The organism is Pseudarthrobacter adonitolis (assembly GCF_055412845.1).
Genome location: NZ_JBVAYW010000002.1, coordinates 357,627 through 382,599 on the forward strand (window position 1 = coordinate 357,627; position 24,973 = coordinate 382,599).

A 24,973-nucleotide genomic window follows, 5' to 3' on the forward strand; every position below is an offset into this window, starting at 1 on the left:
CATCGGGGCCTCCTGCGTCCGCTCAGGGATCCCTCACCGGACGGTTGTAAGCCGGCTCTGTAGTGGCTGCGGCCCGCCTGGCGTTTGGGTGTCCTACAAGGAGGTCCGAGCCAACCGCAAATGGCGACCTAACTCAGCGCCCAAACACGAGTTGACGAGATTTCAGAGAGTGGTTATATTTTTTCTCGTAAGAAAAAGAGAACGGAAGTTCCCCCACTTGAAGTAGCTGCAGTTGCCGGTTCAGGGGGAAGCACCGTTGCAGTAACACCTGGCCGTCGGACAGCTTGAGATGGCCAGAGCAGTACCAGCAGTACCGGGCCGTCAAGCAATAGGAGACGGATACAGCAGTACCAGCAGTACCTGGTCGTCGGACAGCTTGAGACGGCCAGAGCAACACCAGTAACACCTGGCCGTCGGACAGCTTGAGACGGCCAGAGCAGTACCAGCAGTACCGGCCCGTCAAGCAATAGGAGACGGATACAGCAGTACCAGCAGTACTTGGTCGTCGACAGCTTGAGACGGCCAGAGCAACACCAGTAACACCTGGTCGTCGGACAGCTTGAGATGGCCAGAGCAGTACCAGCAGTACCGGGCCGTCAAGCAATAGGAGACGGATACAGCAGTACCAGCAGTACCTGGTCGTCGGACAGCTTGAGACGGCCAGAGCAATACCAGTAATGCGGGGCGGGCAAGTTGAGTGCATCCTTATGCATTCCTTGCCCGCCCCTACCGTTAGGGTCTGCTGCCCGGTACTAGGGTCCTTTTGTTAGTTGGAGGGCCCGAGCAGACACTGCTCGTAGTTCACTCGGACATCAAAATCCTCCGCAGCCCGGGCGTGGCAATCAGCAGCCGCCACGCGGACCTAGACGACCTGAAGAGCTCTCCGGTAGAACACGCGTCCGACCGGGAGCCCGTAAGCCGGTCCTTCACCGGTGCAAGTGCCACCCAATATTTCCGGATCGCGATCGCCGTGTTTCCGCGGCCGGCCGATTCCCGTATGATCTGCCCGAGAAAATGCCCGGTGACGGGGGGCTAAACGGTACCTTCTGAACCATGACCGGGCTCCTCATCGGATACGCCCGCGTATTCACGAACGGCCAAGACCTCACCGCCCAGAAGAACGCCCTGGTCGCTCTGGGGGGTGACCCCGGGGAAGACCTTCACGGACCAGGGTCTCACCGGCGCCAACCGGGCACGGCCCGGACTCAGGGAAGCGCCGGCCGCCTGCCGTGACGGGGACACCCTGGTCGTGACCAAACTCGACCGTCTGGCCCGGTCGCTGCGCGATGCGAAGGACATTGTTGATGAACTCACCCGCCGCGAAGTCCAGCTAAGCATTGGCGACTCCGTCCACGACCCGACCGACCCCGTAGGCCGGCTCCTCTTTAACGTCCTGGCCATGGTCGCGGAATTCGAAGCCGATCTGATCCGGGCACGGACCCGGGAGGGCATGGCGGTCGCCAAGGCGAAGGGCCGCCTGCGGGGGAAGCAGCCCAAGCTCTCGAAAAAACAGGAAGCCCACCTGGTCTCCGTTCACCGAGCAGGGACGCACACGACGGTGGAACTTGCCGAACTCTTCGCGGTAGCGCGTTCAACCGTCTACCGTGCCATCAAACGTGCAGGCGACGACGCCACATGACCGTATAGCGTGAAACCGAGCCTGCGACCCTGTATCGCACGGCGCGCCACCGAGACTTGTGCAGAGGACTTCGGACATTCCGTGCACTCGTCTTCGGAAAATAACAAACGTGGCGCCGAGCTTCCGCGGCACGGTGATCGACCGGCTTGCGGGCACCAGAGGTAGGACCAACATCGGCGTCCGGATCTCTCTGGCGCTTGACGTTAGGCAGGCAGGTACCTGCATAATGGTCCTGTGAGTTCTAAGGACAGAGAAATGGACTCGGTCTTCAAAGCGATGGCCGACCCAACCCGCCGGCTACTGCTTGACCGTCTGCGCGAGCATAACGGTCAGTCGTTGCGCGAGCTGTGCGAACGTCTGGACATGAAGCGTCAGTCAGCTACCCAGCACATGGACATCCTGGAAAAAGCCAATCTGGTGATTGTCGTGCGGCGCGGACGCGAACGACTCCACTACCTGAACCCGACGCCGATCCAAGAGATCGAGCAGCGGTGGATCGCAGAATTCGACAAGCCCCGATTGCGAACGATTGATGCGATCAGGAACCAAGCAGAGGAGAGCGCCATGAGTACCGAACCTGTCCCCGTCCCGACCTATCTCTATGTCACCTATATCCGGGCAAGCGCTGAGCAGGTATGGCAAGCCCTGACGGATGCAGACGTGACCGCACAGTACTGGGCCCACGCGAACGTTTCAGATTGGCAGCCAGGCTCGGCTTGGGAACATCAACGCATCGATGGATCCGGGATCGTCGATGTCGCCGGACGCGTGATTACGGTCGAACCTCCCACACGCCTGGTCATCACCTTCGATGATGCTCCCGACGACGAATCCTCGAGGGAACCATCCGTTGTGACCTTCCTTGTCGAGCCGCACGAGGACATCGTCCGGCTCACCGTGACCCACGAGAATCTTCCTAACCGGGAGATGCTGAACGGTATTTCCCACGGCTGGCCGGCCGTGGTGGCGAACCTGAAATCCCTTCTAGAAACTGGCGAGGTACTCCCACAAGCGCCTTGGAGCATGGCACCCGCGCACACGTAGAAAACCCACCACTGCCAGTCATCCCGACGTGCACCACGACCGCAGGAAGCCGCAGACGCAATGGACACCACCCAACTTCGAAATGCCTACCAAACACTGCTCGACGCCACCTCCACCGTGGCGGATGCAGGCGAAACGCGCTGCACACCGCAGGACGGAGGATGGAATGCCGAGCAGATCCTGGCCCACGTCACGCTCGTGAACGCGACCACGATCGCGGCCCTGTCAGCTGTGGCCGCAGGGATCAACACGACGTACGACAACCGCATCGCTCTCGATACATGGACCATCGGGCGCGTCATCACCCTGGCCGGCGGCACCACCGGACTTCGCGACCGCATCCAAGCCCAAGCAGATGCACTGTGCACACTGACCGGCCCCACACTGAGCGAGCTCGAACTCGACACGATGGTGCCCAGCAGGCTCCTGTCCAACAATGAAGTCCTGGTCGATCAGCCCGTCCCTTTGAGGGAACTCATCACTGGACTGGCAGCCGTAGAGCTACCCGGGCACACCCAACAACTCTTGGACCTACTGCCGGGAAGTGCACGGCCCAAAGCATAAGGAACCAAGCCGTTCACCAACACCACGGACGACTGCGGTACGCGGTGCCCTGTCCGCTCAAGGATCCTTCAGCGGGCAGTCTTCAACAATCACGGATGATGGTGGCATGCCTATCAAGATCGCCGATATATACGAGGAATGCGAGTACCGTCCCTTCCCTGAATGGACCACTGAGGAAGAGGATAAACGGGTCTTCTCAGGAACGTCTTTTGGTCTAAGAGGTGATGCCTGGGCCACGGTTTTTACGACGCATCTAGCTCTGGAATACCGGCTCCTCGCGGGACTGTCTCGGCGACTCGGCCGCTTCGGCTACCTTCTGCCCCCCCGCTACAGACCCCATTGCAGATGAACTCTGGCTTAGGGTCTGTTCCCCGACTTTTGAGGAGCCGGATTAACGATTCAGGCGCGGGAACCTACGCCTAGCCCTGGTTGACGCCACGGAATGACTCGAGTGCGTTGAGGGATCCTCCACCGAACACATACTGCGTACTACGAGAGCCGGTCGCTTCGCTTTACTCAACTTGGTGTCGCTGGGTGCACACGACGCAGTACCACGACGCGATGCGGCTCATCGCGGGCCTTACGCCACCACACGGTCCACGAGTCCGGAGTCGGGATAGATCAGCTACCTTGATGGGACGGCCCCGCACGCGTCAGCGTGCGGGGCCGTTCACTGTTTCGTTAGGGCGATACTTGGAAGACTTTCAAATAGAGGATGTGCTTCTTCCAATAGGAAGCAATTCTTCCAAGTAGCTCGACATCTCACAATCGCCAGTTAGGGGTCCTTCGCCAACTAGGCCTGCAGGATTTCGCCAACAACTCGCCGTTTCGCCAACTAGCCCTGCGTCTCTCATGTGCCACCTAGGTCGTCAACTCACACACAAGGACCAATTAGTTTGTCCGAGGGACCAAATAGGTTGTCCATCTACAGGAACTTAGAAGTCCCAGTCGTCGTCCTCGGTGTTAACGGCCTTGCCGATGACATACGAAGAACCCGACCCCGAGAAGAAGTCGTGGTTCTCGTCCGCGTTCGGGGACAGCGCCGAGAGGATGGCCGGGTTCACGTCCGTGACGGACGCCGGGAACATGGCCTCGTAGCCCAGGTTCATCAGCGCCTTGTTGGCGTTGTAGTGCAGGAACTTCTTGACGTCCTCGGCCAGGCCAACGGAGTCATAGAGGTCGTGCGTGTACTGGACTTCGTTCTCGTACAGCTCGAACAGCAGCTCGAACGTGTAGTCCTTGATCTCCTGCTTGCGCTCCTCGGACAGGCCTTCCAGGCCCTTCTGGAACTTGTAGCCGATGTAGTAGCCGTGCACGGCTTCGTCGCGGATGATCAGGCGGATCAGGTCGGCCGTGTTCGTCAGCTTCGCCCGTGAGGACCAGTACATGGGCAGGTAGAAGCCCGAGTAAAACAGGAAGGACTCCAGCAGCGTGGAGGCCACCTTGCGCTTCAGGGGATCGTCGCCCTGGTAGTAGTCCATGACGATCTGGGCCTTCTTCTGAAGGTTCACGTTCTCGGTGGACCAGCGGAAGGCCTCGTCGATCTCCTTGGTGGAGGCCAGCGTGGAGAAGATCGAGGAGTAGCTCTTGGCGTGTACGGACTCCATGAACGCAATGTTCGTGTAGACGGCTTCCTCGTGCGGGGTGATCGCGTCCGGAATCAACGAGACGGCGCCGACGGTGCCCTGGATGGTGTCCAGCAGGGTCAGGCCGGTGAACACACGCATGGTGAGCTGCTGCTCGTCCGGGGTCAGCGTGGCCCACGACTGCACGTCGTTGGACAGCGGGATCTTCTCCGGCAGCCAAAAGTTGTTGACCAGGCGGTTCCAGACGTCCACGTCCTTGTCGTCCTGGATCCGGTTCCAGTTGATGGCTTCGACGTGGCTGAGCAGCTTGACCTTTTCGGTCATGTCATCCCCTAAATGTTGGGTTAGTTCTTCAGTTAAAGCGTACGACGGCGGGCGGGCGCCCGCCGTCGTACTGTCAAGATTTAGTAGAAGCTACAACTAAAGCATGCAAGAAACACAGTTGTCCACCTCAGTTCCCTCCAGCGCGAGCTGGCGGAGACGGATGTAGTAGATGGTCTTGATGCCCTTTTTCCAGGCGTAGATCTGGGCCTTGTTGATGTCACGCGTGGTGGCGGTGTCCTTGAAGAACAGCGTCAGGGACAGGCCCTGGTCCACGTGCTGCGTGGCAGCGGCGTAGGTGTCGATGACCTTCTCGTAGCCGATCTCGTACGCGTCCTGGTAGTACTCAAGGTTGTCGTTGGTCAGGTACGGCGCCGGGTAGTACACACGGCCCAGCTTGCCTTCCTTGCGGATCTCGATCTTGGACGCCACCGGGTGGATCGAGGAAGTGGAGTTGTTGATGTAGGAGATCGAGCCCGTGGGCGGCACGGCCTGCAGGTTCTGGTTGTAGATGCCGTGCTCCATGACCGAAGCCTTCAGCTCCCGCCAGTCATCCTGCGTGGGGATGTGGATGTTCTTGAACAGCTCCGCAACCTTCTCGGTCTGCGGCACCCACTCCTGCTCCGTGTACTTGTCGAAGAACTCGCCCGAGGCGTACTTGGACTTCTCAAAGCCGCCGAAGGTCTGCCCGGTCTGGATGGACAGCAGGTTCGAGGCACGGACCGCGTGGAACACCACCGAGTAGAAGTAGATGTTGGTGAAGTCCAGGCCCTCTTCGGAACCGTAGTGGACCCGCTCACGGGCCAGGTAGCCGTGCAGGTTCATCTGGCCCAGGCCAATGGCGTGGGACTGGTCATTGCCACGGGCGATGGACGGCACCGAGGTGATGTTGGACATGTCCGAGACTGCCGAGAGGGACCGGATGGCCGTCTCGATGGTCAGGCCGAAGTCCGGGCTGTCCATGGCCTTGGCGATGTTCAGCGAACCCAGGTTGCAGGAGATGTCTTTGCCGGTCTCGGCGTAGGACAGGTCATCGTGGTACGTGGTGGGCTGGGAAACCTGGAGGATCTCCGAGCACAGGTTGGACATGATGATCTTGCCGTCGATCGGGTTTTCCCGGTTCACGGTGTCCTCGAACATGATGTACGGGTAGCCGGATTCGAACTGGATCTCGGCGAGGGTCTGGAAGAACTCGCGCGCCTTGATCTTGGTCTTCTTGATCCGGGAATCGTCCACCATCTCGTAGTACTTCTCGGTGACCGAGACGTCGGAGAACGGCATGCCGTAGACGCGTTCGACGTCGTACGGGGAGAACAGGTACATGTCCTCGTCCTTCTTGGCCAGCTCGAACGTGATGTCCGGGATGACAACGCCCAGCGAGAGGGTCTTGATGCGGATCTTCTCATCCGCGTTCTCGCGCTTGGTGTCCAAGAAGCGATAGATGTCCGGGTGGTGCGCGTGCAGGTACACGGCGCCGGCACCCTGGCGGGCACCGAGCTGGTTGGCGTAGGAGAAGCTGTCCTCGAGGAGCTTCATCACGGGGATGACGCCGGAGGACTGGTTCTCGATCTGCTTGATCGGTGCGCCGACTTCGCGGATGTTGGTCAGCGCGAACGCCACACCGCCGCCGCGCTTGGACAGCTGCAGCGCCGAGTTGATGGACCGGCCGATCGACTCCATGTTGTCTTCGATGCGGAGCAGGAAGCAGGAGACCAGCTCGCCGCGCTGGCGCTTGCCGGCGTTCAGGAACGTGGGCGTGGCCGGCTGGAAGCGGCCTTCGATGATCTCGTCCACCATCTGCAGGGCGAGCTGCTCGTCGCCGCGGGCGAGGTGCAGGGCCACCATGCAGACGCGGTCCTCGTAGCGCTCCAGGAAGCGATTGCCGTCAAACGTCTTCAGCGTGTAGGACGTGTAGAACTTGAATGCGCCGAGGAAGGTCTCGAAGCGGAACTTCTTCTTGTACGCGCGCTTGTAGAGCTCGCGGATGAAGTTCATCGTGTACTGGTCGAGGGTTTCGCGCTCGTAGTACTGGTTCTTCACCAGGTAGTCGAGCTTCTCTTCCAGGTCATGGAAAAAGACGGTGTTGTTGTTCACGTGCTGCAGGAAGTACTGGTGTGCAGCCTCGCGGTCGGCCTCGAACTGGATCTCGCCGTTCGGACCGTACAGGTTCAGCATGGCGTTGAGCTCGTGATAGCCCAGCCCCTTATAGGCGGCCGGCATCTCGGGCTTTTCGACGGCGGCACTCCGCTTTTCGGCAGCGGCGGTGCCCTGGCCTTCGGCCCTGGTTACTTCTGTGTCTGCGACAGTCGTGTCCAAAACGTGTCCAATCCATTGTGTACGCGGGCGACGTCTTCTGGCGTGCCCATAAGTTCAAATCTGTAAAGCCGGGTGATGTTGCATTTGGCGGCAATGATGTCCGCGGCCATGCAGTAGTTGTCCCCGAAGTTTGTGTTGCCTGCACCGATAACCCCGCGGATCAGTTGCCTGTTCTGCGGGTTGTTCAGAAAGCGGATCACCTGCTTGGGCACCGAGCCCTCTCCCCCGGTGCCCCCGTAGGTCGGCACCACCAGCACGTAAGGCCGGGTGGCGAGAAGGGGCGCATCCTGTGCGTGGAGCGGGATCCGTGCCAGCTCACATCCGAGCTTCGCGACAAAGCGGCTGGTGTTCTCGGAGGTGGAGGAAAAGTAGATGAGCTGGCTCTGTGTGGTGACAGGCGGCAACGGGGGCACCTGGGCCCTGGCCACTGCCAGTGCTGACACGGGAGTCACCTCATGTGTGTATTGAAAGTTGCCGGCTGGCGAAAAGTGTAGGGCCTTAGGCCACGGAGGAAACGGCAGACAGTGCCAGTTCCTCGATCTTGTCCGGGCGGAAGCCTGACCAGTGGTCCTGGTCCGTGACTACAACAGGTGCCTGCATGTAGCCCAGCGCCTTCAGGCGCTCGAGGGCGTCGGCGTCCTGGGAGATGTCAACGCTCTGGTAAGTGATGCCCTTTTTGTCCAGCGCACGGTAGGTTGCGTTGCACTGTACACACGCAGGTTTGGTGTAAACCGTAACGGTCATGGTCCCTGTCCCCTTTATCGAAATCTTCGCTCGTCTTTGTCCCGCCCAAGCTGTACGTCGATACTACATGTAGTGCAGACGGCTCTTCGGAACCCCAAGATGATGTATTACAAGTATGTCATTTAATGCACTTTTAATCCACAGGCAGGGGCCCCCAAAATGTCCGGAATCCCGCCGTTTTTGCGGACATCATCCACACCCTGTGGAGTACTTAGCCACAATTAACGCCCCCGCGTGTCGCGTGCTGGACGGCGTGTCGCACCCCTCCGGCGGGCCACTACATCTGGTGCCGACACGCAAAAGGGGCCCCGAAGAAACCTTCAGGACCCCTGCGGCGTGATGAACCTAACCAGCTACAGCTGAGCCTCCCGGCGGTCCAGGACTATCTGCTGCACGTCCAGGTAGCCGGACTGGAATCCCGCCCGTGAATAGCACAGGTAGAAAAGCCACATCCGCTGGAAAACGGCGTCGAACCCCAGCCCGCCCACCTCCTGCGAGCGCGCGATGAACTGTTCCTCCCAGAGGCGGAGGGTCGCGGCATAGTGATCGCCCAGGCCCATCCGCTCCCGCACACGGAGTGTGGTGTGCTGCTGGGTCACGCTTTCGATGGCCCGCACGGACGGCAGGAACCCGCCGGGGAAGATGTACTTGTGCACCCACGTGTACGCGTTGCGGGTGGCCAGCATGCGGCCGTGCGGCATGGTGATGGCCTGGATGGCCACCTTCCCGCCCGGGGCCAGCACGCGGTCGATGGTCTGGAAGTAGATGGGCCAGTACTCGTAACCAACCGCTTCGATCATTTCCACGGACACAACGGCGTCGAACTCGCCCTCCACGGCCCGGTAGTCCTGCAGCGCCACGGTCACCTGGTCTGCGTAGCCGGCGGCCGCAATGCGTTCCTGCGCCAGCGCCCGCTGCTCACTGGAAAGCGTCACGCTGTAGACGGTGGCACCGCGGGCTGCTGCCCGGAGGGCCAGTTCACCCCAGCCGGTGCCGATCTCCAGCAGCCGCGTGCCTGGTCCGACGCCGGCCTTGTCCAGCAGTCTGTCGATCTTGGCCTGCTGGGCCTCGGCCAACGCGTCCCACCGGACCGAATCCAGCGCACCGTCGCTCAGCGGGAAGAGCGCCGAGGAATAGCTCATGGTGGTGTCCAGGAAGTTGGAGAAGAGCTCGTTGGAGAGGTCGTAGTGCCGCGAGATGTTGCTGCGCGTGTTGTCCTCTTCATTGCGTTCCTGCCGCGGGGTCCGCGGAAGGTACAGGGTCCGCAGCTTCTGCAGCGGCGCGGGAATCAACGTGTCCACGGACGCGGCGAAGACCTCCAGCACCCCGGCGAGGTCTGATGCTTCCCAATCCCCCGCCATAAACGACTCGCCGAGCCCGATCAGGCCGTTGTCCCCGATCCGCACTTCGAACGCCGCCGGCCTGAGCATGGTCATCACCGGCGCGTCCAGGCCGCCGGTGCCCAGCACTGACCCGTCCGGGTAGGCGACGCGCAGGGGCAGCCGGCGCACCGCCGCCTTGAACAGCAGGCCTGCGGCCTTTCCCGCCACCAGCGCTTTAGTGCCCGACGGCGCGTGGGCAACGCCGGGCCACACTTCCGGATCGATCGTGGCCGGCGACGCCGGTACCCCGGCAGCAGTCTGCCCCATCACCAGGTGCCGTGCGGCTGACTTCGCGGCGGAAACCTCCGCCGTCGCGGCTGTTCCGTTCTCATCGGTCATTGTCATTGGACTGCCTCCTGTGAGGGGTGATGTGGTTTCTTAATGACTGGCAGGCGTCGTGCCCAGAGTTTGATGCCCTGAATCCGGATCAGCGCCGATACCAGCAGCGGCGCCGCCGGGACGGCAATGGCCGCTGCCAGGATGTTCCTGACGGTGGCCGGGTGCCGGTCCCCGTCCATGGTTGCGGCGAACGGCCGGCGACCTTCCCGCTCCAGAACGATGGAGACGGACAGCCGTTGCTCCGGTGCGGGCAGCTTCATCCGGTACTGCCCGTCAACGTCATTGAACGGTGAAACGTAGAAGGCCTTGGGCACACTGGCCCGGCCGGAAGGATCCGTTTCCAGGAGGTAGCAGTGACGTTCGCCGTAGGTATTGTGAACCTCGGCGATGACACACTGCAGCTCCCCGGACATCCGGTAGCACCAGAAGAGGGTGAGCGGGTTGAAGACGTGGCCGAAAACCCGGGCGCTGGTCAGCATCCGGATGGCACCGCCGTCGGGCTCTATCCATCGGGTCCGCAGGAACCGTTCCACGTTGCTGCGGATGGTGGCCCCGGGATCGCCCAGATGGTCGGCGGCCCGGAAAACAGCCAGCGGCCGCAGGAGCCTGGGCAGAACCGGGAGCCGGTCCACGTCCACAAACCAGCTGTAGCTCCGGTAGGTGAACGCATTCTTCAGCGGGCTCTGGCGCACGTGGGAAATGGATGTGCGGTAGATGGCTGCGGTTGAGCTCATGTGCCCTCCGAGGCTGAGAGCAGTTCGGGCTCGGGTGCCTGAATCCCGGGCGTATCCCAGGTCCGTCCCAAGCTCGCGGCGGCACGGACACCGGCCAGGGCGCCGTCCTCATGAAACCCCCAGCCCAGATACGCGCCGGCGTAGGCGATGCGGTCATCGCTGAGGGCGGCGATCCGCTGCTGTGCCCGCAACGATTCGGGGGTGTACTGGGGGTGTTCGTAGACCATGCGTTCCAGGACCCGGTCCTCCGCGATAAGCCCGGATTCCCCCAGGCTCACCACGTAGGGCTGGCCATCGGCGGGCTCCAGGCGCTGCAGCCGGGTGAGGTCGTAGCTGACCAGTACCTTGTCCGGACGGGCTCCGCAGTCCGGGAGCCGGTAGTTCCAGGACGCCCTGGCATTGTCCGCGGTGGGCAGGACGGCCGGGTCCCGGTGGAAAACGGTGTGGTTGACGGAGTAAGGCATCTGGCCGAGGGCGTCCTTTTCGGCCGGCGTGGCGTCCGCGAGGAAGCTCAAGGCCTGGGCCGGGTGCGTGGCGATGACCACGGCCTCGAAATCCTCAACTCCCTGGTCAGAGGCCAGTTCCACACCAAGCGCGTGCCGCCGGATGCCGGTGACAGGGGTGCCGAGCCGGATGTCCGGGAGCGTCGCGGCAAGCTTCTCCACGTACCTCCCCGAACCGCCGGTGACCGTCCGCCACTGCGGCGAACCCTTGACGCCCAGCATGCCGTGGTGGCCCAGGAACGTGAAAAGGTAGCGCGCCGGATAGGACAGCGCCGTGGTGGGATCGCACGACCAGACCGCGCTGACCACCGGTGTCATGAAGTGGGAGATGAAGTACTGGCTGAAGCGTTCCTTTGCCAGGAATTCACCGAGGGTGGGCTCTGCTCCGCCCGCATCAGGGCCGGCGTCGGACGCTGGAGCTGCCTCAATCAGCGCCCGGGCCCTGCGGTAGAAACGCATGACCTCCAGCAGCATAAGCAGGTATCGTCCGCGCAGCAGGCTGGACGGCCGCGCGATGATCCCGCGACCGCCCCCGCGGGCCCCGGCGTACTCCAGGCCACAGCCGTCACAGCGGACGGACATGCTCATTTCCGACTCCTGCGTCTCCACGCCCAGCTCGGCGAACAGCCGCAGCAGGGTGGGATAGGTCCGCTCGTTGTGGACGATGAAGCCGGTGTCGATGCCGAGCGTGGATCCATCCGGCTGCGCGACGTTGTGGGTGTGGGCGTGGCCGCCCAGCCTGCTGTCCGCCTCGAAGAGGGTGACGTTGTCGTGCCGGTTCAGGACGTACGCGGCCGTCAGGCCGGCCACTCCGCTGCCCACGACGGCGATGCGCCGCCCCTCCGGCCTGCCACTCGGGTTCCCTGCCAAAGACACTGTTCTGCTCCCCTGCTCGGACTTCGTGGTGCACTTGCTCGGTGCAAACTCTCTAGGGGCAGTTCGACGCCGTGGGGCCGGTGGATGACTGAGTTGGAAGTAAAACTTTGTGCCAGAATGAAGCGGGCCTTCCAGACCCGGCACATTGCGGTGCTGAGGCGGCCCTGACCGAAGGACTGCGTTGGTAAATCCCGTACATCTGAAGACCCTCCTCGAGGTTACCCGGCTGGGTTCCTTCGCGGCCGCCGCGGCACGCCTGGGATACACGGCGTCGGCGGTGTCGCAACAGATGTCCGCCCTGGAACGCGAGACGGGCGTGATCCTGTTCCAGCGTTCGGCCCGCAGCGTGGTCCCCACGGAGGCGGCGGTGGTGATCACCCGGCACGCCGCGAAGGTGCTAACGGACATCGAGGCCCTGATGGCGGCAGCCTCCAAGACACACAGCAGCACCAGCCAGGAGCTGCGGCTGGGAATCTTCCCCAGCCTGGCAACCTACGTCCTCCCGCGCATCCTGAAGAATCCGGCGTGGAAAGACCTGGGCATCGACCTCAAAGTGTCCGTGGCCGAGCCGGCCCAGACCATCCAGGGACTGCGCACCGGCGGAGAGCTGGATGTGGCGCTCGTTTTCCAGGTGGGCCAGTCCGGGCTCGCCTGGCCGCACACTATTAACCGGCAGTGGATCGGCGATGACAACTTCCGTGTGGTGCTGCCCGCGGGCTGGGGGTTCCGCACAGACGCCAAGGTGGCGGCGGATCATCTGTCCGAACTGCCCTGGATCATGCACCACCCCGGGAGCCCCGACGCCGTGGTGATCGAACGGCTCTTTGCCAGCTGCAACCTGCATCCGCGCGTGGTGGCCCACAGCGACGATTTCCATGCCAGCCTCGAAATGGCGGCCGCCGGACTGGGCGCCGCGCTGGTGCCCGAGCTGGCATTGCGGAACCGGCCGGCCGGCGTTGTAGTGCTGGACGTTCCCGAGATCCGGCTGGCTCGGAACGTGTTTGCCCTGCTCATCAACGAGAAGAAGACCGCCCGGGTGCAGCTGTTCGTGGACCTGCTCGCCGAAACCATGGCCGCTGCGGGGTCCTCAGGCAATTAGCCCGGAATGCTGGAAAGCGCAGCACTTGGGGTCTATGTTGAAGGTATGAACAGGGTAGCGAGCCAGCACTTTGGAGAAATCGAGCTCAACCACGGCAGGGATCACAACATCGCCGCCAAACATGAGTTGGGTGGCCAGGTACTGGAACTCGACCTGAACATCAACGCGCACGATCACTTTGACGAAGCGGCCATGCACAAGGTGGACTACCGGCTGCGGTTCCTCCCCGAGCTCGTGGATGAGGTCCGGCAGATGATCGCCGACGAGCTGGAGCAGGAAGGCACAAGCCCGCAAGAATACCTCCACTTCCACTGCAGCGCCCTCAAGGACGAGCACCTGCAGAAAGTCTTCGGCGTGGAGGAACGTAACCAGCTCACCAACGACGTCTTCCTGAAAGCCCTCAAACTCGGCCACGTGGGTATCTTCCCCGGCCAGCCAGAGCGCTACTTCGTGATGGACTTCACCTTGGGCTCACACTTCACGGACGAGGTGCTGGTGGTGGCCGCCGACGAAGACGGCGTGGTGGACGACGAAATCCTCTGGGAGTCCTGAATCGATTAACGCTCGACGGCGGCCGGTCACCTTTCGGTGACCGGCCGCCCGTTCGCTCGCTTCTCAAGAGCCAGCGCGGTAGGCCGCACTAGCCCTTGAGCCTCTGCGAGCTCTCTTAGTCAGACCGTTGTTACTTCGCGGATTCCAGCAGGCCGGCGCGGACCGTCTTGGTGGCCTTGACCAGGTTTCGCAGGGACTCTTCGGTCTCGGCGTAGCCGCGGGTCTTCAGGCCGCAGTCCGGGTTGACCCAGAGCTGGCGGGACGGGACGTGCTTGACGGCGGTGGCCAGCAGTTCGGTGACCTCGGCTTCGCCCGGAACACGCGGCGAGTGGATGTCGTAGACGCCCGGACCAACGCCGCGGCCGAAGCCGTGGGACTCGAGGTCGTGCACAACCTCCATGCGGGAGCGTGCCGCTTCGATGGAGGTGACGTCTGCGTCGAGGCCGTCGATGGCGTCGATGATCACGCCGAACTCCGAGTAGCAGAGGTGGGTGTGGATCTGCGTGGCGTCGGCCGCACCGGCGGTGGCCAGGCGGAAAGAATCCACTGACCACTTCAGGTAGGTGGCGTGGTCGGCCTTGCGCAGCGGCAGGAGTTCGCGCAGTGCGGGCTCGTCCACCTGAATGACCTTGATGCCGGCAGCCTCGAGGTCCGCGATTTCATCGCGCAGGGCCAGGCCGACCTGGTTGGCGGTCTCGCCCAGCGGCTGGTCATCGCGGACGAAGGACCAGGCCAGGATGGTCACCGGACCCGTGAGCATGCCCTTCATGGGCTTGCTGGTCAGCGACTGGGCGTACTCGGCCCAGACCACCGTGATGGGGGCGCTGCGGGTGACATCGCCCCAGAGGATGGACGGACGGGTGCAGCGTGAGCCGTAGGACTGGACCCAGCCGTGGACCGTGACGTCGAAGCCTTCCAGGTTCTCGGCGAAATACTGGACCATGTCGTTGCGCTCGGGCTCGCCGTGCACCAGGACGTCGTAGCCGAGCTCTTCCTGGAGCTCAACGACGCGCTTGATCTCGTCCTTCATGAGCTGTTCGTACTGCTCGTTGGTGAGGTCGCCCTTGTTGTTGCGGGCACGCGCCGAGCGGATCTCGGACGTCTGCGGGAAGGACCCGATGGTTGTGGTGGGCAGCGGCGGGAGGTGCAGGGCATCTTCCTGGGCGGCTTCGCGGACTGCGTAGGCGGAGCGGCTGAAGTCCGCTGCGGTCAGGGCCTCGGTGCGGGCCCGGACGTCGTCGCGGCGCACGCCTTCGGCGATGGCGCGGGCTGCGATGACGGCGGACGCCTCGTCGATGGCTGCCTTGGCGGAGGCCGGGTCGGCCAGGTAGGACGCGAGGGTCTTGACCTCCACGGCCTTCTGATCGGCGAACGCCAGCCAGCTGCGCAGCTCCTCGGAGAGCTGGCCCTCTTCGGTGACGTCGTGCGGGACGTGCTGGGTGGAGGTGGAGGTGCTGACGGCGATCCGGCCGGCGGCAGCCTTCAGTTCATCCAGCTTGGCGGTAGCGACGGCGAGGTCGTTGCGCCAGATGTTGTGGCCGTCAACGACGCCGGCAACCAGGGTCTTGTTGCCGAGGCCGGCCAGGGCCGCTGCGGACGGGACCGCACCCTTGAAGGCGTCGATGTGCAGGGCGTCGATGTTGGTGGCGGCAAGCGTACCCAGCTGGCCATCGAGGGCACCATACGGGGTGGAGACGAGGATCTGCGGGCGCTTGGCCGCACCGGAGAGGACCTCGTAAGCGCGGGCAACGGCTGCTTCGATTTCTGCGGCCGGGGTGTCCTGGTCAACAACCAGTGCGGGCTCGTCAAGCTGGATCCAGCTGGCGCCTGCGGCGGCGAGCTTCTCGAGCAGCTGCACGTACACCGGCAGGACGTCTTCAAGGCGGGACAGCGGAGCGAAGCCAGCGGGGGCCTCATCCGAAGCCTTGGAGAGCAGCAGGTAGGTGACCGGGCCAACAATGTACGGGCGGGTCTCGATGCCGTTGGCCAGGGCGAACTCGAATTCCTCAACGATGCGGTTGGAGGCGAGGGTGAACTCGGTCTCCGGGCCGATCTCCGGAACGAGGTAGTGATAGTTCGTGTCGAACCACTTGGTCATTTCCAGCGGCTGCTGGTCCTTGTTGCCACGGGCCAGGGTGAAGTAGCCATCGATGTCCAGCTGGCCTTCGGCGTTGAGGAGCTTGCCGAAACGGGCCGGGACAGCGCCGAGGTGGGCGGTGGCGTCCAGGACCTGGTCGTAGTAAGAGAACGTGCCCGGAACGGCGGCGGCTTCGGTGAGGCCCAGTTCCTGCAGGCGCTTGGCGATGGTCAGCTGGATGTCCTTGGCGGCAGCGTCCAGGGCAGAGGCGTCGATCCTGCCGGCCCAGTAGGCTTCGACGGCCTTCTTGAGCTCGCGACGGCGGCCGATGCGCGGGTAGCCGAGGAGTGACGCGGCCGGGAACGGGGTGGTGTTCTGTTCAGTCATGGGAGATTCCTTGAGTGTTAGTGGAAGCTGTGAATGGTCTGGCGGATGTTTGAAGGTCAGCTGGCGAGTTGGCGCCGGAGGGTGGCGCTGCGGCGGCCAATTGAACGGGACTGGCGCGGAAGTGCCAGTTTGTCCAGCACCTCCAGCGCGCTCTGGTGTTCGTTGAAGGTGTAGAGGTGGATGCCCGGCGCTCCGGCCTCGAGGGCCGCGTTGGCCAGATCCACCGTTGCCCGGACACCGATCCGGAGGCGTTCGGCGTCGCTGTCCGCGGCGGCGAGGCGGGCCAGGAGTTCCGGTGCCGGTTCAACGCCTGTCAGTTCGCCGAGCCGTGTGACCCGGCGCAGGCTGGTGAGCGGCATAACGCCGGGGATGATGGGGATGGTGACCCCTGCTCGGCGTGCGCGGCTGATGAGGTTCGCGTACTGCTCGGTATGAAAGAAGACCTGCGTGATGGCAAAGTCGGCGCCGGAACGCTGCTTGGCGAGCAGCACCTCGACGTCGTGGGCTTCACTGGGTGATTCCGGGTGCCGGGTGGGGTAGGCAGCGACGCCCACGGCGATCTTGCCTGCGCACAGGAGAGCCGACCGACGCTGTTCAACCCGGCGGATGAGCTCGATCAGATCCTGTGCATACCGCAGTGACCCTGCGGCGGGCGGTGCACCGTCCTTGGGCTGGTCGCCCCGGAGCGCCAGGATGCCACGGACCCCGGTGTCCAGGAGGTCGCCGATGATCTCCGCCAGCTCCTCCGGCGTGTTGCCCACGCAGGTCAGGTGCGCCAGCGGCCGGAGCGTGGTATCCAGCAGGAGCCTGTTGATGAGTTCGACGGCGGTGTCCCGGTTCGAGCCACTGGCACCGTAAGTGACGGAGACGTAGTCCGGTTCGGTGGTTTCCAGTTCCCGGATGGTGGTCCAGAGGGACTCGGCCGCGGCCGGCGAGCGGGGCGGGAAGAGTTCGTAGGAGAGCGCTACGGGGGCGGTCTCGAAGAAGTTCGGATGTGTTTCGATAAGGCTTGGCGGTGACATTTGCGTCCTTGGCTTTGGGCCATTGCCGGCTACCGGTCAGCAAATGTGACGGTGAAGCCGGGAATGAATTTGAGTTTGGGAACACGGAAAACTCCACAGGGACGCAGCCGCGACTGTTACGCCTGTCATGAAGTTGTCCGTGAGCAAATGTCAGGCCCACATGGGGGCACCCACACCCTCCACAATCGGAGGATCGCTGACACGTTACCTCGGTAACTTGTATAGAACTCTAGGAGCCGGCGGCGCACCCTTCAAGTTCACCGCCGAATTAAGACGCAGTTTTACGGCGTGTTTCGTTCTGGTACAGAATTTTGTTCGCCGTTTGGGTCGAAGGATTCATCGGGGCATACTGCGGGGCGCCGCTGCATTGGCTCGCTACCAGGGCCGATCAACGCCCGGCCCGAAGTCATCGTCCCGGAGATACTCGTCCCGCTCCTGCCCGGAATTCCGCTCGCTTTGGGCTTCCTTGGCACTGTCCTGGAGCTGCTCAAGCTGGCTCTGCTGGCCCGGATCCGCAGCAGGTTCGTCCCCACCAGGCTGCTCTGACGGTTGCGGGGTGGTGTCCGCAGCAGCTACATCGGCCTTTTGCTGCAGCCGCTCCCCCGCCTGCTCCAGCTTCTCCCCCGCGCTGTCCTCTGAGCCGGCCTCGCCGGCTGCTCCGCCGGGGTCGAAGCAACCCTCCGGAGCAGCCTCCACCACCGCAACGCCTTCGGCGAAGAGCCGGGCCGCCGCCGTCGGATCTTCTGCTTTGGCCTGGGCGTCACCGAGGCGTTCGATGGTGAGCGCCAGATTGACCCGGACGACGCACTCGTCGGCCGTGCCCGCCAGGGACAGTGCCTCCTCGAAGCGTTGGCGGGCGGCCGCGAAGTCCCCCGCGAGGAACAGCCCGTTACCTTCGGCGAACAGCGCCTTGTGCGGTTCGATGATATTGGCGATCCGCAGTCCGGCCGCAGCATCCGCCACGCCAACGGAGTCCCCAGCCGCAAAGGACCGGGCAGCAGTGTCGGCGAGCATGCCCACGCTAAGCAATTTGGCGGACAGGCAGAGGACCACGAGTGCGGGCAGCGCAGACCACATGAGCAGCCGACGGCGGCGCTGACGCCGGCCCGGTGCCGGCGGGGGCGGAGCCGGTCTGGGCTGCGCGGGCTCGACTGCGGGCAGTACCGGCTTGGGCGCTGGACGCATCATGTTCGACCTCCCTGTCCGGGCCGGAGCTGCCGCCACTGGCGCAGCACGAGGAAGGTTTCGCGGAGGGCAAGCAGGAACGCTCCGGCGGCGAAAAGCCAGTACAGCTCAGTCCGGCCGGCAACGTCGCCATCCGCCGGTGCCCGTTGGAAGTCCCCTGGATCAGAGGCCTGCATCATCGGCGCCACCGGGTCTCCGGCCGAACGGTGGACATAGGGAACCGCCAGCTGACCTGCAATCCCCTGCAGCCGGCCTTCATCGATGACCGATAGCGCATCCTTGCCGGTTCCGGACGACCGGTCCTGGATGTAGCCGGCACCAGTATCCTGCCCGGAGCCCTTCCCCGTGTTTTCCTTCATCCGGCCGCCTTCCGCCGTGCCATAGCCGAGCACTGCGCCGCCATCCACCAGGCCGCCGTCGAGCCTAATCGCCTCCGGTGCCTTGGCGCTGGTCTGTTCACCGTCGCCGAAGTAGTAGACCAGGCGCGGCCGGTCGGGATGGCTGTCCCGCGCGGCCCTCAGCCGCTCCGCCAGCAAAGTTCCGGCAGCCGTGACGCTGCTGCCCTTGGAAAATGCCGTGACCTGGGGCTGCAGGACGGACACGCTGGTGTCCAGGGCGGTGGTGTCGGTGGTGAGGGGCATCCGGACAATGGCGTTGCTGTCGAAGGTCAGGAGCGAAAAGCGGGCTCCTGCCAGCTCACCCGCGATGGCCATGATGTCCTGTCGCACCCCATCCAGCCGGGACGAGCTGTCGCCGTAGTCTTCGGCAACGATGCTGCTGCTGGTGTCCACCACAAAGAAGACGTTGACATCCGCCGTTGCGGCTTGGGAACTTCCACCGGGAGCACCCGGCCGGAGCGCGGCAGCCAGGAGCAGCAGCACCAGGGCGCTCCTGGACAGCCAGTCGCGGCGTATACCGGCAGAGCGCTCCCGCGACGCACGGACGAGACGCCAGCCCAGAAACAGCACGGTCGCGGCCATGAGCGGGAGCATAACCCACCAGGGCAGGATCGGTTGCAGTGTCATGGCCGGAGCCTCCACGATGCGCCCGCCAGCACCAGGCCGGACAGGAGTGCCAGCGTGAGGGGTAGATCGGGCCGGTCCGAGACCACAGCCCTGGGTGCGCCCTTCAGGGCCGTGGCTTCGGTTTCCTGAACGGACCGGACGATGTCAGCCACGGCCTCCGGGCTGTCCAGCCGGTAGTACGCTCCACCGCTGGCCTCGGCCGCTGTGCGCAGCCTGGCTCCGGGCTGGCCGGGACCGGGCCCATAGTCGAAGTCGCCGGGGTTCAGCGCGTACACCCGGACATCGCGCTCCTTGGCCAGGGCGGCCGCCTGTTCGAGGGTGAAGATGGGATCGCCGGACAGGTAGTTGTCCGTTGCCAGGACAACGGACCGCGAGCGCCGCTGGCCGGCATCCGATTTGCCGGAGTCAGGGCTGCCGGAGTCAGGGCTGCCAGTGTCACTAATGCCCGTCTCCGCGCTGCGGGCATCCGCGGCGGCCGTGCCAGGGAAACCGTTGACGCAGGACGCCAGGCCGTCGCCGATCAGCGACGAACCGCGGCCATTCCACGTACCGTCCAGGAATCCAGCGCTGCCGGGGTTTCCGTCGAAGGCGTCTTTGGCCAGTGTGAGCTGTTCCTGGACGTACCCGTAGTCGTCCGTGAGGGGGAAGACCTGGACGGCGCTGCTGTCGAAGACGGTGAGGCCGATCCGTTCGCCGTCGAACTTCTTCGCCAGTTCGGCAAACACCTGCACCACGGCCGCGTCGGCGCTGCTCATCGAGCCCGACGTGTCCAGGCACAGCATGATGTCCCGATTGCGCTGCTCCGGCGCGATGGTGGTCAGCTCCACCGGGCGCGCCGCCGCGGCCACCGCAGAGACCAACAGGGTTACGGCCGCGAGCGCGGCCACCGCCAGCCAGCGGCGGTGCCGCCGGAGGGCAGCCTGGTATTCGGGCAGCGCGGTGAGGCGGTCCGCATTGGCCACCGGCCGCCGTCGTGCGTTTGCTTGGCGGTCCAGGCGGAAGGCGCGCCAACCGGCCACGGCCGCGAGGACCAGTGCCGGCGGGATCAGCCACCAGAACATCAGTTCCATTGCCACACCGCCTGGCGGGCGGTCTCAGCCGATTGCGCGACCGGCGGCAGCGGCTCCAGGCCGAACTCACCCGGGTAGATCTTGCGAACGGCCTCGGCCACAGGCGGCAGGGGTTGCAGCTCGGCCAGCGTCATCCTGGGTGCGTCCACGCCGGTGACGTCGCGGGCGAACCGACGAACCAGCAGACTCAGTTCCTGGTGGGATTCCCGTGCGGTCAGCAGCCCGGCGGCGGCGTTGGCTGTAACGGCGTCGATCCTTTGCAGGTAGGCCTCCTTGAGGCCCGCAAGGTCCGACGGCGGCGTGAACCGGGGCGACTGCTCCGGCACCTTCGGTTTGCGCGTGCTCAGGAAAACGAATGCGCACCACCCCAGGACCGCTGCCAGGAGGGAGAGCCCAGTCCACAGCCACGCGTGGCTGTACTGGAGGGGTCCATAGATGCCCGGGTCAGCCTGCACGCCGGTGCCTTTCCAAGAGGGCGAAGAGTTCCGTCATGACCGCGCTGCTGCCGGTCACGTGGCCTTGGGTGATGCCGGTGCGGCGGAGCATGGCCTGCCGGGCGGCGTCCCGCTCCCCAGTTGCCTTGGTATAGGCCGCCGCGATTGCCGGGGATACTGCCAGGTGCGCCGGCAGCAACGAGGAGTCTGCCACGCTGAAGGCGTCCTGGCCGGAGTGTCCTTCTCCGGCCAGGTCAGCGTCCCGGATGGTGAGCCAAAGGACCTCATGCTGGGCACGCAGCCTGCGGAGCAGCTGTTCGGTGTCGGGACCGGCAGCATGTTCGTCGGACACCACAAACAGCAGGAACCGGCCCTTGACGTTGCGGGCCACATATTCCAGCTGGTCCTCGATCCTGCTCGGGCCCGAGTCCAAGGAGGCGGACGAATCAACCTCGCGCAGGAGCCGTTCCAGATGCGGCTCACCGGCTTTGGCGGGAAGGGAGCGTGTCCCGTTGCGATCGCCGCAGACCAAGCCCACCACGTCGCCGTGCCGGTGCGCCAGGTAGCCCACCACACCGAGTGCCATCACGGCGATGTCCTTTTTGGTTTCGCCGTCGCGGGAATCGGCAGCCATGCCCCGTCCCGTATCGGCAATGAGCAGGACGGTCTGTCGCCGCACGGCGACGTACCGTTTGATAAGCGGCGAGCCGAACCGGGCGGAAGCCTTCCAGTCGATGTCGCGGACGTCGTCCCCGGGGATATAGGCGCGCAGGTCATCAAAGTCGAGGCTGCGGCCGCGGAAGACGGAACCGTATTCGCCGTCGAGCATGCCACGGGCTTTCCGGTGGGCGAAGATGGCCATCTTCGACTTCACGCGCTGCAGGAGGCTGGTCACCGCAGCCTCAGGGAGTCTGGACGGAGGCTACGACCGCATCGATGATCGTCTCCACCGGCACCTGCTCCGCAACGGCGTCGAACCCCAGGATGAGGCGGTGCCGCAGCACACGGTGAGCGAGGGACTTCACGTCCTCCGGGATCACGTGGTCCCTGCCGTGAAGCAGTGCCACTGCCCGGGCGGCCTGGCTGAAGGCAATGCTGGCGCGCGGGCTGGCGCCGAATTCGATGAAGCCCGCGAGCCGCTGGTCGATGTACTGCCCGGCGTTCCGGGTGACGAACACCAGGCCCACGATGTAGTTGATGATGGCCGGGTCGATGTAGATCCGCTTCACCAGCTCTTGCACGCCAATGACGGCGTCCAGCGAGGCGGCGGCCGCCGGCTTCTGCTCCGCACTGAAGACCCCGGCGTCAATCCGGCGGATGATTTCCGTTTCCTCGGCCGGCGTGGGGTAGTCCAGCACGTCCTTGAGCATAAAACGATCCATCTGCGCCTCCGGCAGCTGGTACGTGCCTTCCTGCTCGATCGGGTTCTGGGTGGCCAGCACCATAAACGGGGACGGCAGCCGGTATTCCTCTCCACCGATGGAGGTCTGCCGCTCCTGCATGGCCTCCAGCATGGCGCTCTGGGTCTTGGCGCTGGACCGGTTGATCTCATCCAGCAGAACGATGTTGGCGTGCACCGGCCCCAGCTGGGTGATGAAGGTGCCCTTGGCGGCGTCGTAGATCTGCGTGCCCACGATGTCGCTGGGGAGCAGGTCCGGCGTGCACTGGATCCGGCGGAATTCTGCGCTCACTGCTTCGGCCACGGTCTGGGCGGCGGTGGTCTTCGCCAGTCCCGGAACGCTTTCCAGTAGGATGTGCCCGCCGGTCATCAGGCCTACCAGCAGGGATTCGCGGAGCCGCGCCTGGCCCACCACCTTGGCATCGAAACTGCGGGAAATGTTCGCCACCACCTGCTGTGCTCGGGCCAGTTCCGCCGGGTCAATTCGTGCGGGCGCACTGGTCTGAAGCAATGGATTTCCCCCTGATGGATGGTGGTTGACGACTGTTAGGCCGCATGGTGCCGCCGGCGGCTGCACTCCGCCCGCCATCCTATCCAAGCCACCTGCAGGTCCGGCCGTAATGGGGACCCCTCCCCATCGCGGGTCGGCAGGTTTATCCTGTTGGAATGAGCGAGCTTCCAGCCAGTTACAAGCAGTTCCTCGCCGATAAGAGCGAGAGCTTCATCCTTGCCGTCAAGCCTGTTCTGCAGCAGTCTGCTGCCGACCAGTCCCATGGCGTCCGGGTGCTCAACCTGCCTCACGGACATCAGGCACATCTGGACGATTCCATCCCGTTTGGGACTGTCATCGAGGACATCGACTGAAGCCGGACGTTAGCCCTTCACGGCACCCGAGAGCGCGAAGGAACTGCCCGCACCCTTGGCCACAATGACGTACAGGGCTAGCACCGGGACTGAATACAGGATGGAAAAGGCGGCCAGCTGGCCGTACGCCACTGCGCCGTGCTGGCCGAAGAAGCTGAAGATCGATACTGCCGCAGGCTGGCGGGCCTCGGACAGCAGCAGGACGAACGGGACGAAGAAGTTCCCCCAGGCCTGGATAAACACAAAAATGAAAACCACGCCCAGCCCCTGCCGCATGAGTGGCAGGACGATGGTCCTAAGCGCCGTTAGTCCCGAGGCACCGTCCACCCAGGCCGCTTCCTCTAACGACACCGGGACGGCGTCCATAAAGTTCTTGGTCATCCAGATGGCCATGGGCAACGTGGTGGTGGCCATAAAAAAGATCGTCGCTGGCATCGAATCCAGCAGTTGAAGCTGCACAAACAATCCGTACACCGGCACCATGATGGCCGTGATGGGAAGGCAGGTTCCAAACAGGATCGTGTACATAAACGGCCTGTTGAACCTGGACTGGTAGCGGGACAGCGGGTAGGCGGCAAGCACTGCTGCCACGAGGTTCACGGCGGCCGTGCCGGCGGACAGCACCATGCTGTTCCAGAGCGGCTGGAACAGCAGCCCCGGCGTCATGATGGCGGCAAAGTTATCCAGGGAGACTTGACCCGGGAGCCGGGCCTCATGCCCGGCGGAGGCATCAAGGGACGCAAACACCAGCCAGAGCAGCGGCAGGACAAAGCAGGCACCGATCAGGATCAGGGACACGTCCGCCGGCATCCGGGCACGCTGCTGGACACGGGAAACGGCGCCCGTTCCGGACCGAAGCTGCCCACTGGCGGCGGTCCGCGCCGTCGTCGTCATGGTTTGCTCTCCCGCAGGAGCCGGACATAGGCCGCACCGAACACCAGGCCAATGAGGATCAGTACTGACGCCACCGCGGTGCCATATCCGATGTCGCCGAACTTGAAGGCCTCCAGGTACGCCAGTACCGGCAGCGTGGTGCTGGCGTTGGCGGGACCGCCCGCCGTCATGACCCAGATTAGCGTGAACACCGCCAGCGTCTGCAGGGTGATGAGCATGAGGTTGGTGGCGATGCTGCCGCGGATCATGGGGATGGTGATGAAGGCCAGCCGCTGCCAGCCACCGGCACCGTCCATCGTCGCGGCCTCCGTGACTTCACCGGGGATGTCATTGAGCGCGGCGCGATAGACCAGCATGGAAAACGCCGTGCCGCGCCAGACGTTGGCAAGCAGGATGGCAACCATCGGGAACGAATACAGCCAGTCGGTCTGTCCGAACCCCAGTCTGCCCAGCAGCTGGTTCAGGGTCCCGTCCCGGCTGAAATAGGCGTAGGCGGCGAACGCGGCCACGATCTCGGGCAGCACCCACGCAGCCACCACCGCAGTACCGACGACGGCGGCCACCGCCCGGCGGGCCCGCCGCATCAGCACGGCGAGGGTGAGCCCCAGCAGGTTCTGGCCCAGTATGGCCGAGCCGCCCACAAACAGGACGGTCAGGCCAAGCGAGAGCGGCAGCACCGGATCCGACAGCAGCCTGGCGTAGTTGTCGAACCCGATCCAGCCGGGACTGCGGGCATTGCGGCCGGTCAGGGCTGCATTGGTGAATGACGCGTGGAAGGCCCACAGCACGGGGCCGGCCAAAAACACGAACAGCAGACCCACGGCAGGGAGTACGGGGAGCAGCCGTGCCTGGCGCCGGAGTCCGGAGCGACGCCGCCGGTGACCGGTCTGGTCACGGCGTAGGGAGACCGCCACAGG

At 64.2% G+C, this 24,973-nt stretch carries 22 protein-coding genes and 1 pseudogene; 6 read left to right on the forward strand and 17 right to left on the reverse strand.

Translation table 11 applies throughout. The features are described 5' to 3' along the window. Nucleotides 1-1,053 precede the first annotated feature (1,053 nt). From ACZYZ4_RS04260 to ACZYZ4_RS04270, 3 genes and pseudogenes are all read left to right on the forward strand, one after another. A pseudogene (locus ACZYZ4_RS04260) lies at nucleotides 1,054-1,639 on the forward strand (recombinase family protein). A 255-nt stretch (nucleotides 1,640-1,894) separates the two neighbouring features. Continuing rightward, nucleotides 1,895-2,683 (forward strand): ArsR/SmtB family transcription factor, encoded by a 789-nt coding sequence (locus ACZYZ4_RS04265; RefSeq protein WP_463858480.1) that lies wholly within the window; start codon nucleotides 1,895-1,897, stop codon nucleotides 2,681-2,683. A 60-nt stretch (nucleotides 2,684-2,743) separates the two neighbouring features. Then, nucleotides 2,744-3,247 carry a hypothetical protein gene (locus tag ACZYZ4_RS04270; RefSeq protein ID WP_463858482.1) on the forward strand — a complete coding sequence of 168 codons (504 nt, stop codon included), beginning with the start codon at nucleotides 2,744-2,746 and terminating at the stop codon, nucleotides 3,245-3,247. 935 nt (nucleotides 3,248-4,182) lie between these two features. On the opposite strand, the gene nrdF is transcribed toward ACZYZ4_RS04270, so the two are convergent. The 7 genes from nrdF to ACZYZ4_RS04305 all read right to left on the reverse strand — a co-directional run bounded on the left by nrdF (nucleotide 4,183) and on the right by ACZYZ4_RS04305 (nucleotide 12,048). After that, a complete protein-coding gene (gene nrdF, locus ACZYZ4_RS04275; protein ID WP_024368367.1) occupies nucleotides 4,183-5,157 on the reverse strand; it encodes a class 1b ribonucleoside-diphosphate reductase subunit beta in 975 nt (324 codons plus the stop codon). A gap of 96 nt (nucleotides 5,158-5,253) precedes the next feature. Further along, a complete protein-coding gene (gene nrdE, locus ACZYZ4_RS04280; protein ID WP_463858635.1) occupies nucleotides 5,254-7,374 on the reverse strand; it encodes a class 1b ribonucleoside-diphosphate reductase subunit alpha in 2,121 nt (706 codons plus the stop codon). Nucleotides 7,375-7,439: 65 nt separating this feature from the next. Next, on the reverse strand, nucleotides 7,440-7,904 hold the full coding sequence (gene nrdI, locus ACZYZ4_RS04285; protein ID WP_463858636.1) for a class Ib ribonucleoside-diphosphate reductase assembly flavoprotein NrdI: 465 nt from the start codon (nucleotides 7,902-7,904) through the stop codon (nucleotides 7,440-7,442). Between the two features lie 64 nt (nucleotides 7,905-7,968). Then, complete coding sequence (gene nrdH / locus ACZYZ4_RS04290; protein WP_009356333.1) at nucleotides 7,969-8,214, reverse strand: glutaredoxin-like protein NrdH; 246 nt, start codon at nucleotides 8,212-8,214, stop codon at nucleotides 7,969-7,971. Nucleotides 8,215-8,567: 353 nt separating this feature from the next. Continuing rightward, nucleotides 8,568-9,941, reverse strand: coding sequence for a class I SAM-dependent methyltransferase (locus ACZYZ4_RS04295; RefSeq protein ID WP_463858485.1), 1,374 nt, complete (start codon nucleotides 9,939-9,941; stop codon nucleotides 8,568-8,570). Further along, nucleotides 9,938-10,669, reverse strand: a complete 732-nt coding sequence (locus tag ACZYZ4_RS04300) for a DUF1365 domain-containing protein (RefSeq protein WP_463858487.1) — start codon at nucleotides 10,667-10,669, stop codon at nucleotides 9,938-9,940. Before ACZYZ4_RS04300 ends, ACZYZ4_RS04295 begins: the two co-directional genes overlap by 4 nt. Continuing rightward, on the reverse strand, nucleotides 10,666-12,048 hold the full coding sequence (locus ACZYZ4_RS04305) for an NAD(P)/FAD-dependent oxidoreductase (RefSeq protein WP_463858489.1): 1,383 nt from the start codon (nucleotides 12,046-12,048) through the stop codon (nucleotides 10,666-10,668). Before ACZYZ4_RS04305 ends, ACZYZ4_RS04300 begins: the two co-directional genes overlap by 4 nt. A 181-nt stretch (nucleotides 12,049-12,229) precedes the next feature. On the opposite strand from ACZYZ4_RS04305, the gene ACZYZ4_RS04310 reads away from it, so the two are divergent. Further along, a complete protein-coding gene (locus ACZYZ4_RS04310; protein WP_463858491.1) occupies nucleotides 12,230-13,147 on the forward strand; it encodes a LysR family transcriptional regulator in 918 nt (305 codons plus the stop codon). A 45-nt stretch (nucleotides 13,148-13,192) separates the two neighbouring features. After that, the gene (locus ACZYZ4_RS04315; protein WP_463858493.1) at nucleotides 13,193-13,699 is read left to right on the forward strand and encodes a DUF2004 domain-containing protein; all 507 of its coding nucleotides are present in this window, start codon (nucleotides 13,193-13,195) and stop codon (nucleotides 13,697-13,699) included. A gap of 130 nt (nucleotides 13,700-13,829) precedes the next feature. Here ACZYZ4_RS04315 and metE read toward each other — a convergent pair whose 3' ends face one another. The 8 genes from metE to ACZYZ4_RS04355 all read right to left on the reverse strand — a co-directional run bounded on the left by metE (nucleotide 13,830) and on the right by ACZYZ4_RS04355 (nucleotide 22,809). After that, nucleotides 13,830-16,163, reverse strand: a complete 2,334-nt coding sequence (gene metE / locus ACZYZ4_RS04320; RefSeq protein WP_463858495.1) for a 5-methyltetrahydropteroyltriglutamate--homocysteine S-methyltransferase — start codon at nucleotides 16,161-16,163, stop codon at nucleotides 13,830-13,832. Between the two features lie 56 nt (nucleotides 16,164-16,219). Beyond that, complete coding sequence (locus ACZYZ4_RS04325; protein WP_463858497.1) at nucleotides 16,220-17,185, reverse strand: methylenetetrahydrofolate reductase; 966 nt, start codon at nucleotides 17,183-17,185, stop codon at nucleotides 16,220-16,222. Between the two features lie 375 nt (nucleotides 17,186-17,560). Beyond that, nucleotides 17,561-18,373 (reverse strand): hypothetical protein, encoded by an 813-nt coding sequence (locus tag ACZYZ4_RS04330; RefSeq protein WP_463858499.1) that lies wholly within the window; start codon nucleotides 18,371-18,373, stop codon nucleotides 17,561-17,563. Further along, nucleotides 18,370-19,395: a VWA domain-containing protein gene (locus ACZYZ4_RS04335; protein ID WP_463858501.1), complete on the reverse strand. Its 1,026-nt coding sequence runs from the start codon at nucleotides 19,393-19,395 to the stop codon at nucleotides 18,370-18,372. The genes ACZYZ4_RS04330 and ACZYZ4_RS04335 overlap by 4 nt, the downstream gene beginning before the upstream one ends. Continuing rightward, nucleotides 19,392-20,465 carry a vWA domain-containing protein gene (locus ACZYZ4_RS04340; RefSeq protein ID WP_463858503.1) on the reverse strand — a complete coding sequence of 358 codons (1,074 nt, stop codon included), beginning with the start codon at nucleotides 20,463-20,465 and terminating at the stop codon, nucleotides 19,392-19,394. The genes ACZYZ4_RS04335 and ACZYZ4_RS04340 overlap by 4 nt, the downstream gene beginning before the upstream one ends. Continuing rightward, on the reverse strand, nucleotides 20,456-20,920 hold the full coding sequence (locus ACZYZ4_RS04345) for a hypothetical protein (protein WP_463858505.1): 465 nt from the start codon (nucleotides 20,918-20,920) through the stop codon (nucleotides 20,456-20,458). The genes ACZYZ4_RS04340 and ACZYZ4_RS04345 overlap by 10 nt, the downstream gene beginning before the upstream one ends. After that, nucleotides 20,910-21,794, reverse strand: coding sequence for a DUF58 domain-containing protein (locus tag ACZYZ4_RS04350; RefSeq protein ID WP_463858507.1), 885 nt, complete (start codon nucleotides 21,792-21,794; stop codon nucleotides 20,910-20,912). Before ACZYZ4_RS04350 ends, ACZYZ4_RS04345 begins: the two co-directional genes overlap by 11 nt. 7 nt (nucleotides 21,795-21,801) lie before the next feature. Continuing rightward, complete coding sequence (locus ACZYZ4_RS04355; RefSeq protein WP_463858508.1) at nucleotides 21,802-22,809, reverse strand: AAA family ATPase; 1,008 nt, start codon at nucleotides 22,807-22,809, stop codon at nucleotides 21,802-21,804. 155 nt (nucleotides 22,810-22,964) lie between these two features. On the opposite strand from ACZYZ4_RS04355, the gene ACZYZ4_RS04360 reads away from it, so the two are divergent. Then, nucleotides 22,965-23,162 (forward strand): hypothetical protein, encoded by a 198-nt coding sequence (locus ACZYZ4_RS04360; RefSeq protein ID WP_463858510.1) that lies wholly within the window; start codon nucleotides 22,965-22,967, stop codon nucleotides 23,160-23,162. Nucleotides 23,163-23,171: 9 nt separating this feature from the next. Here ACZYZ4_RS04360 and ACZYZ4_RS04365 read toward each other — a convergent pair whose 3' ends face one another. Both ACZYZ4_RS04365 and ACZYZ4_RS04370 read right to left on the reverse strand, forming a co-directional pair. Beyond that, a complete protein-coding gene (locus ACZYZ4_RS04365; RefSeq protein ID WP_463858512.1) occupies nucleotides 23,172-24,056 on the reverse strand; it encodes a carbohydrate ABC transporter permease in 885 nt (294 codons plus the stop codon). Then, the gene (locus ACZYZ4_RS04370; protein WP_463858513.1) at nucleotides 24,053-24,970 is read right to left on the reverse strand and encodes a carbohydrate ABC transporter permease; all 918 of its coding nucleotides are present in this window, start codon (nucleotides 24,968-24,970) and stop codon (nucleotides 24,053-24,055) included. The genes ACZYZ4_RS04365 and ACZYZ4_RS04370 overlap by 4 nt, the downstream gene beginning before the upstream one ends. Nucleotides 24,971-24,973: the final 3 nt, after the last annotated feature.

Coding starts and splice junctions, on each gene's coding strand:
- ACZYZ4_RS04265 (WP_463858480.1), top strand. CDS start 1,895: ATGGACTCGGTCTTCAAAGCGATGGCCGACCCAACCCGCCGGCTACTG.
- ACZYZ4_RS04270 (WP_463858482.1), top strand. CDS start 2,744: ATGGACACCACCCAACTTCGAAATGCCTACCAAACACTGCTCGACGCC.
- nrdF (WP_024368367.1), bottom strand. CDS start 5,157: ATGACCGAAAAGGTCAAGCTGCTCAGCCACGTCGAAGCCATCAACTGG.
- nrdE (WP_463858635.1), bottom strand. CDS start 7,374: ATGCCGGCCGCCTATAAGGGGCTGGGCTATCACGAGCTCAACGCCATG.
- nrdH (WP_009356333.1), bottom strand. CDS start 8,214: ATGACCGTTACGGTTTACACCAAACCTGCGTGTGTACAGTGCAACGCA.
- ACZYZ4_RS04295 (WP_463858485.1), bottom strand. CDS start 9,941: ATGACAATGACCGATGAGAACGGAACAGCCGCGACGGCGGAGGTTTCC.
- ACZYZ4_RS04300 (WP_463858487.1), bottom strand. CDS start 10,669: ATGAGCTCAACCGCAGCCATCTACCGCACATCCATTTCCCACGTGCGC.
- ACZYZ4_RS04315 (WP_463858493.1), top strand. CDS start 13,193: ATGAACAGGGTAGCGAGCCAGCACTTTGGAGAAATCGAGCTCAACCAC.
- metE (WP_463858495.1), bottom strand. CDS start 16,163: ATGACTGAACAGAACACCACCCCGTTCCCGGCCGCGTCACTCCTCGGC.
- ACZYZ4_RS04325 (WP_463858497.1), bottom strand. CDS start 17,185: ATGTCACCGCCAAGCCTTATCGAAACACATCCGAACTTCTTCGAGACC.
- ACZYZ4_RS04330 (WP_463858499.1), bottom strand. CDS start 18,373: ATGATGCGTCCAGCGCCCAAGCCGGTACTGCCCGCAGTCGAGCCCGCG.
- ACZYZ4_RS04335 (WP_463858501.1), bottom strand. CDS start 19,395: ATGACACTGCAACCGATCCTGCCCTGGTGGGTTATGCTCCCGCTCATG.
- ACZYZ4_RS04340 (WP_463858503.1), bottom strand. CDS start 20,465: ATGGAACTGATGTTCTGGTGGCTGATCCCGCCGGCACTGGTCCTCGCG.
- ACZYZ4_RS04360 (WP_463858510.1), top strand. CDS start 22,965: ATGAGCGAGCTTCCAGCCAGTTACAAGCAGTTCCTCGCCGATAAGAGC.
- ACZYZ4_RS04365 (WP_463858512.1), bottom strand. CDS start 24,056: ATGACGACGACGGCGCGGACCGCCGCCAGTGGGCAGCTTCGGTCCGGA.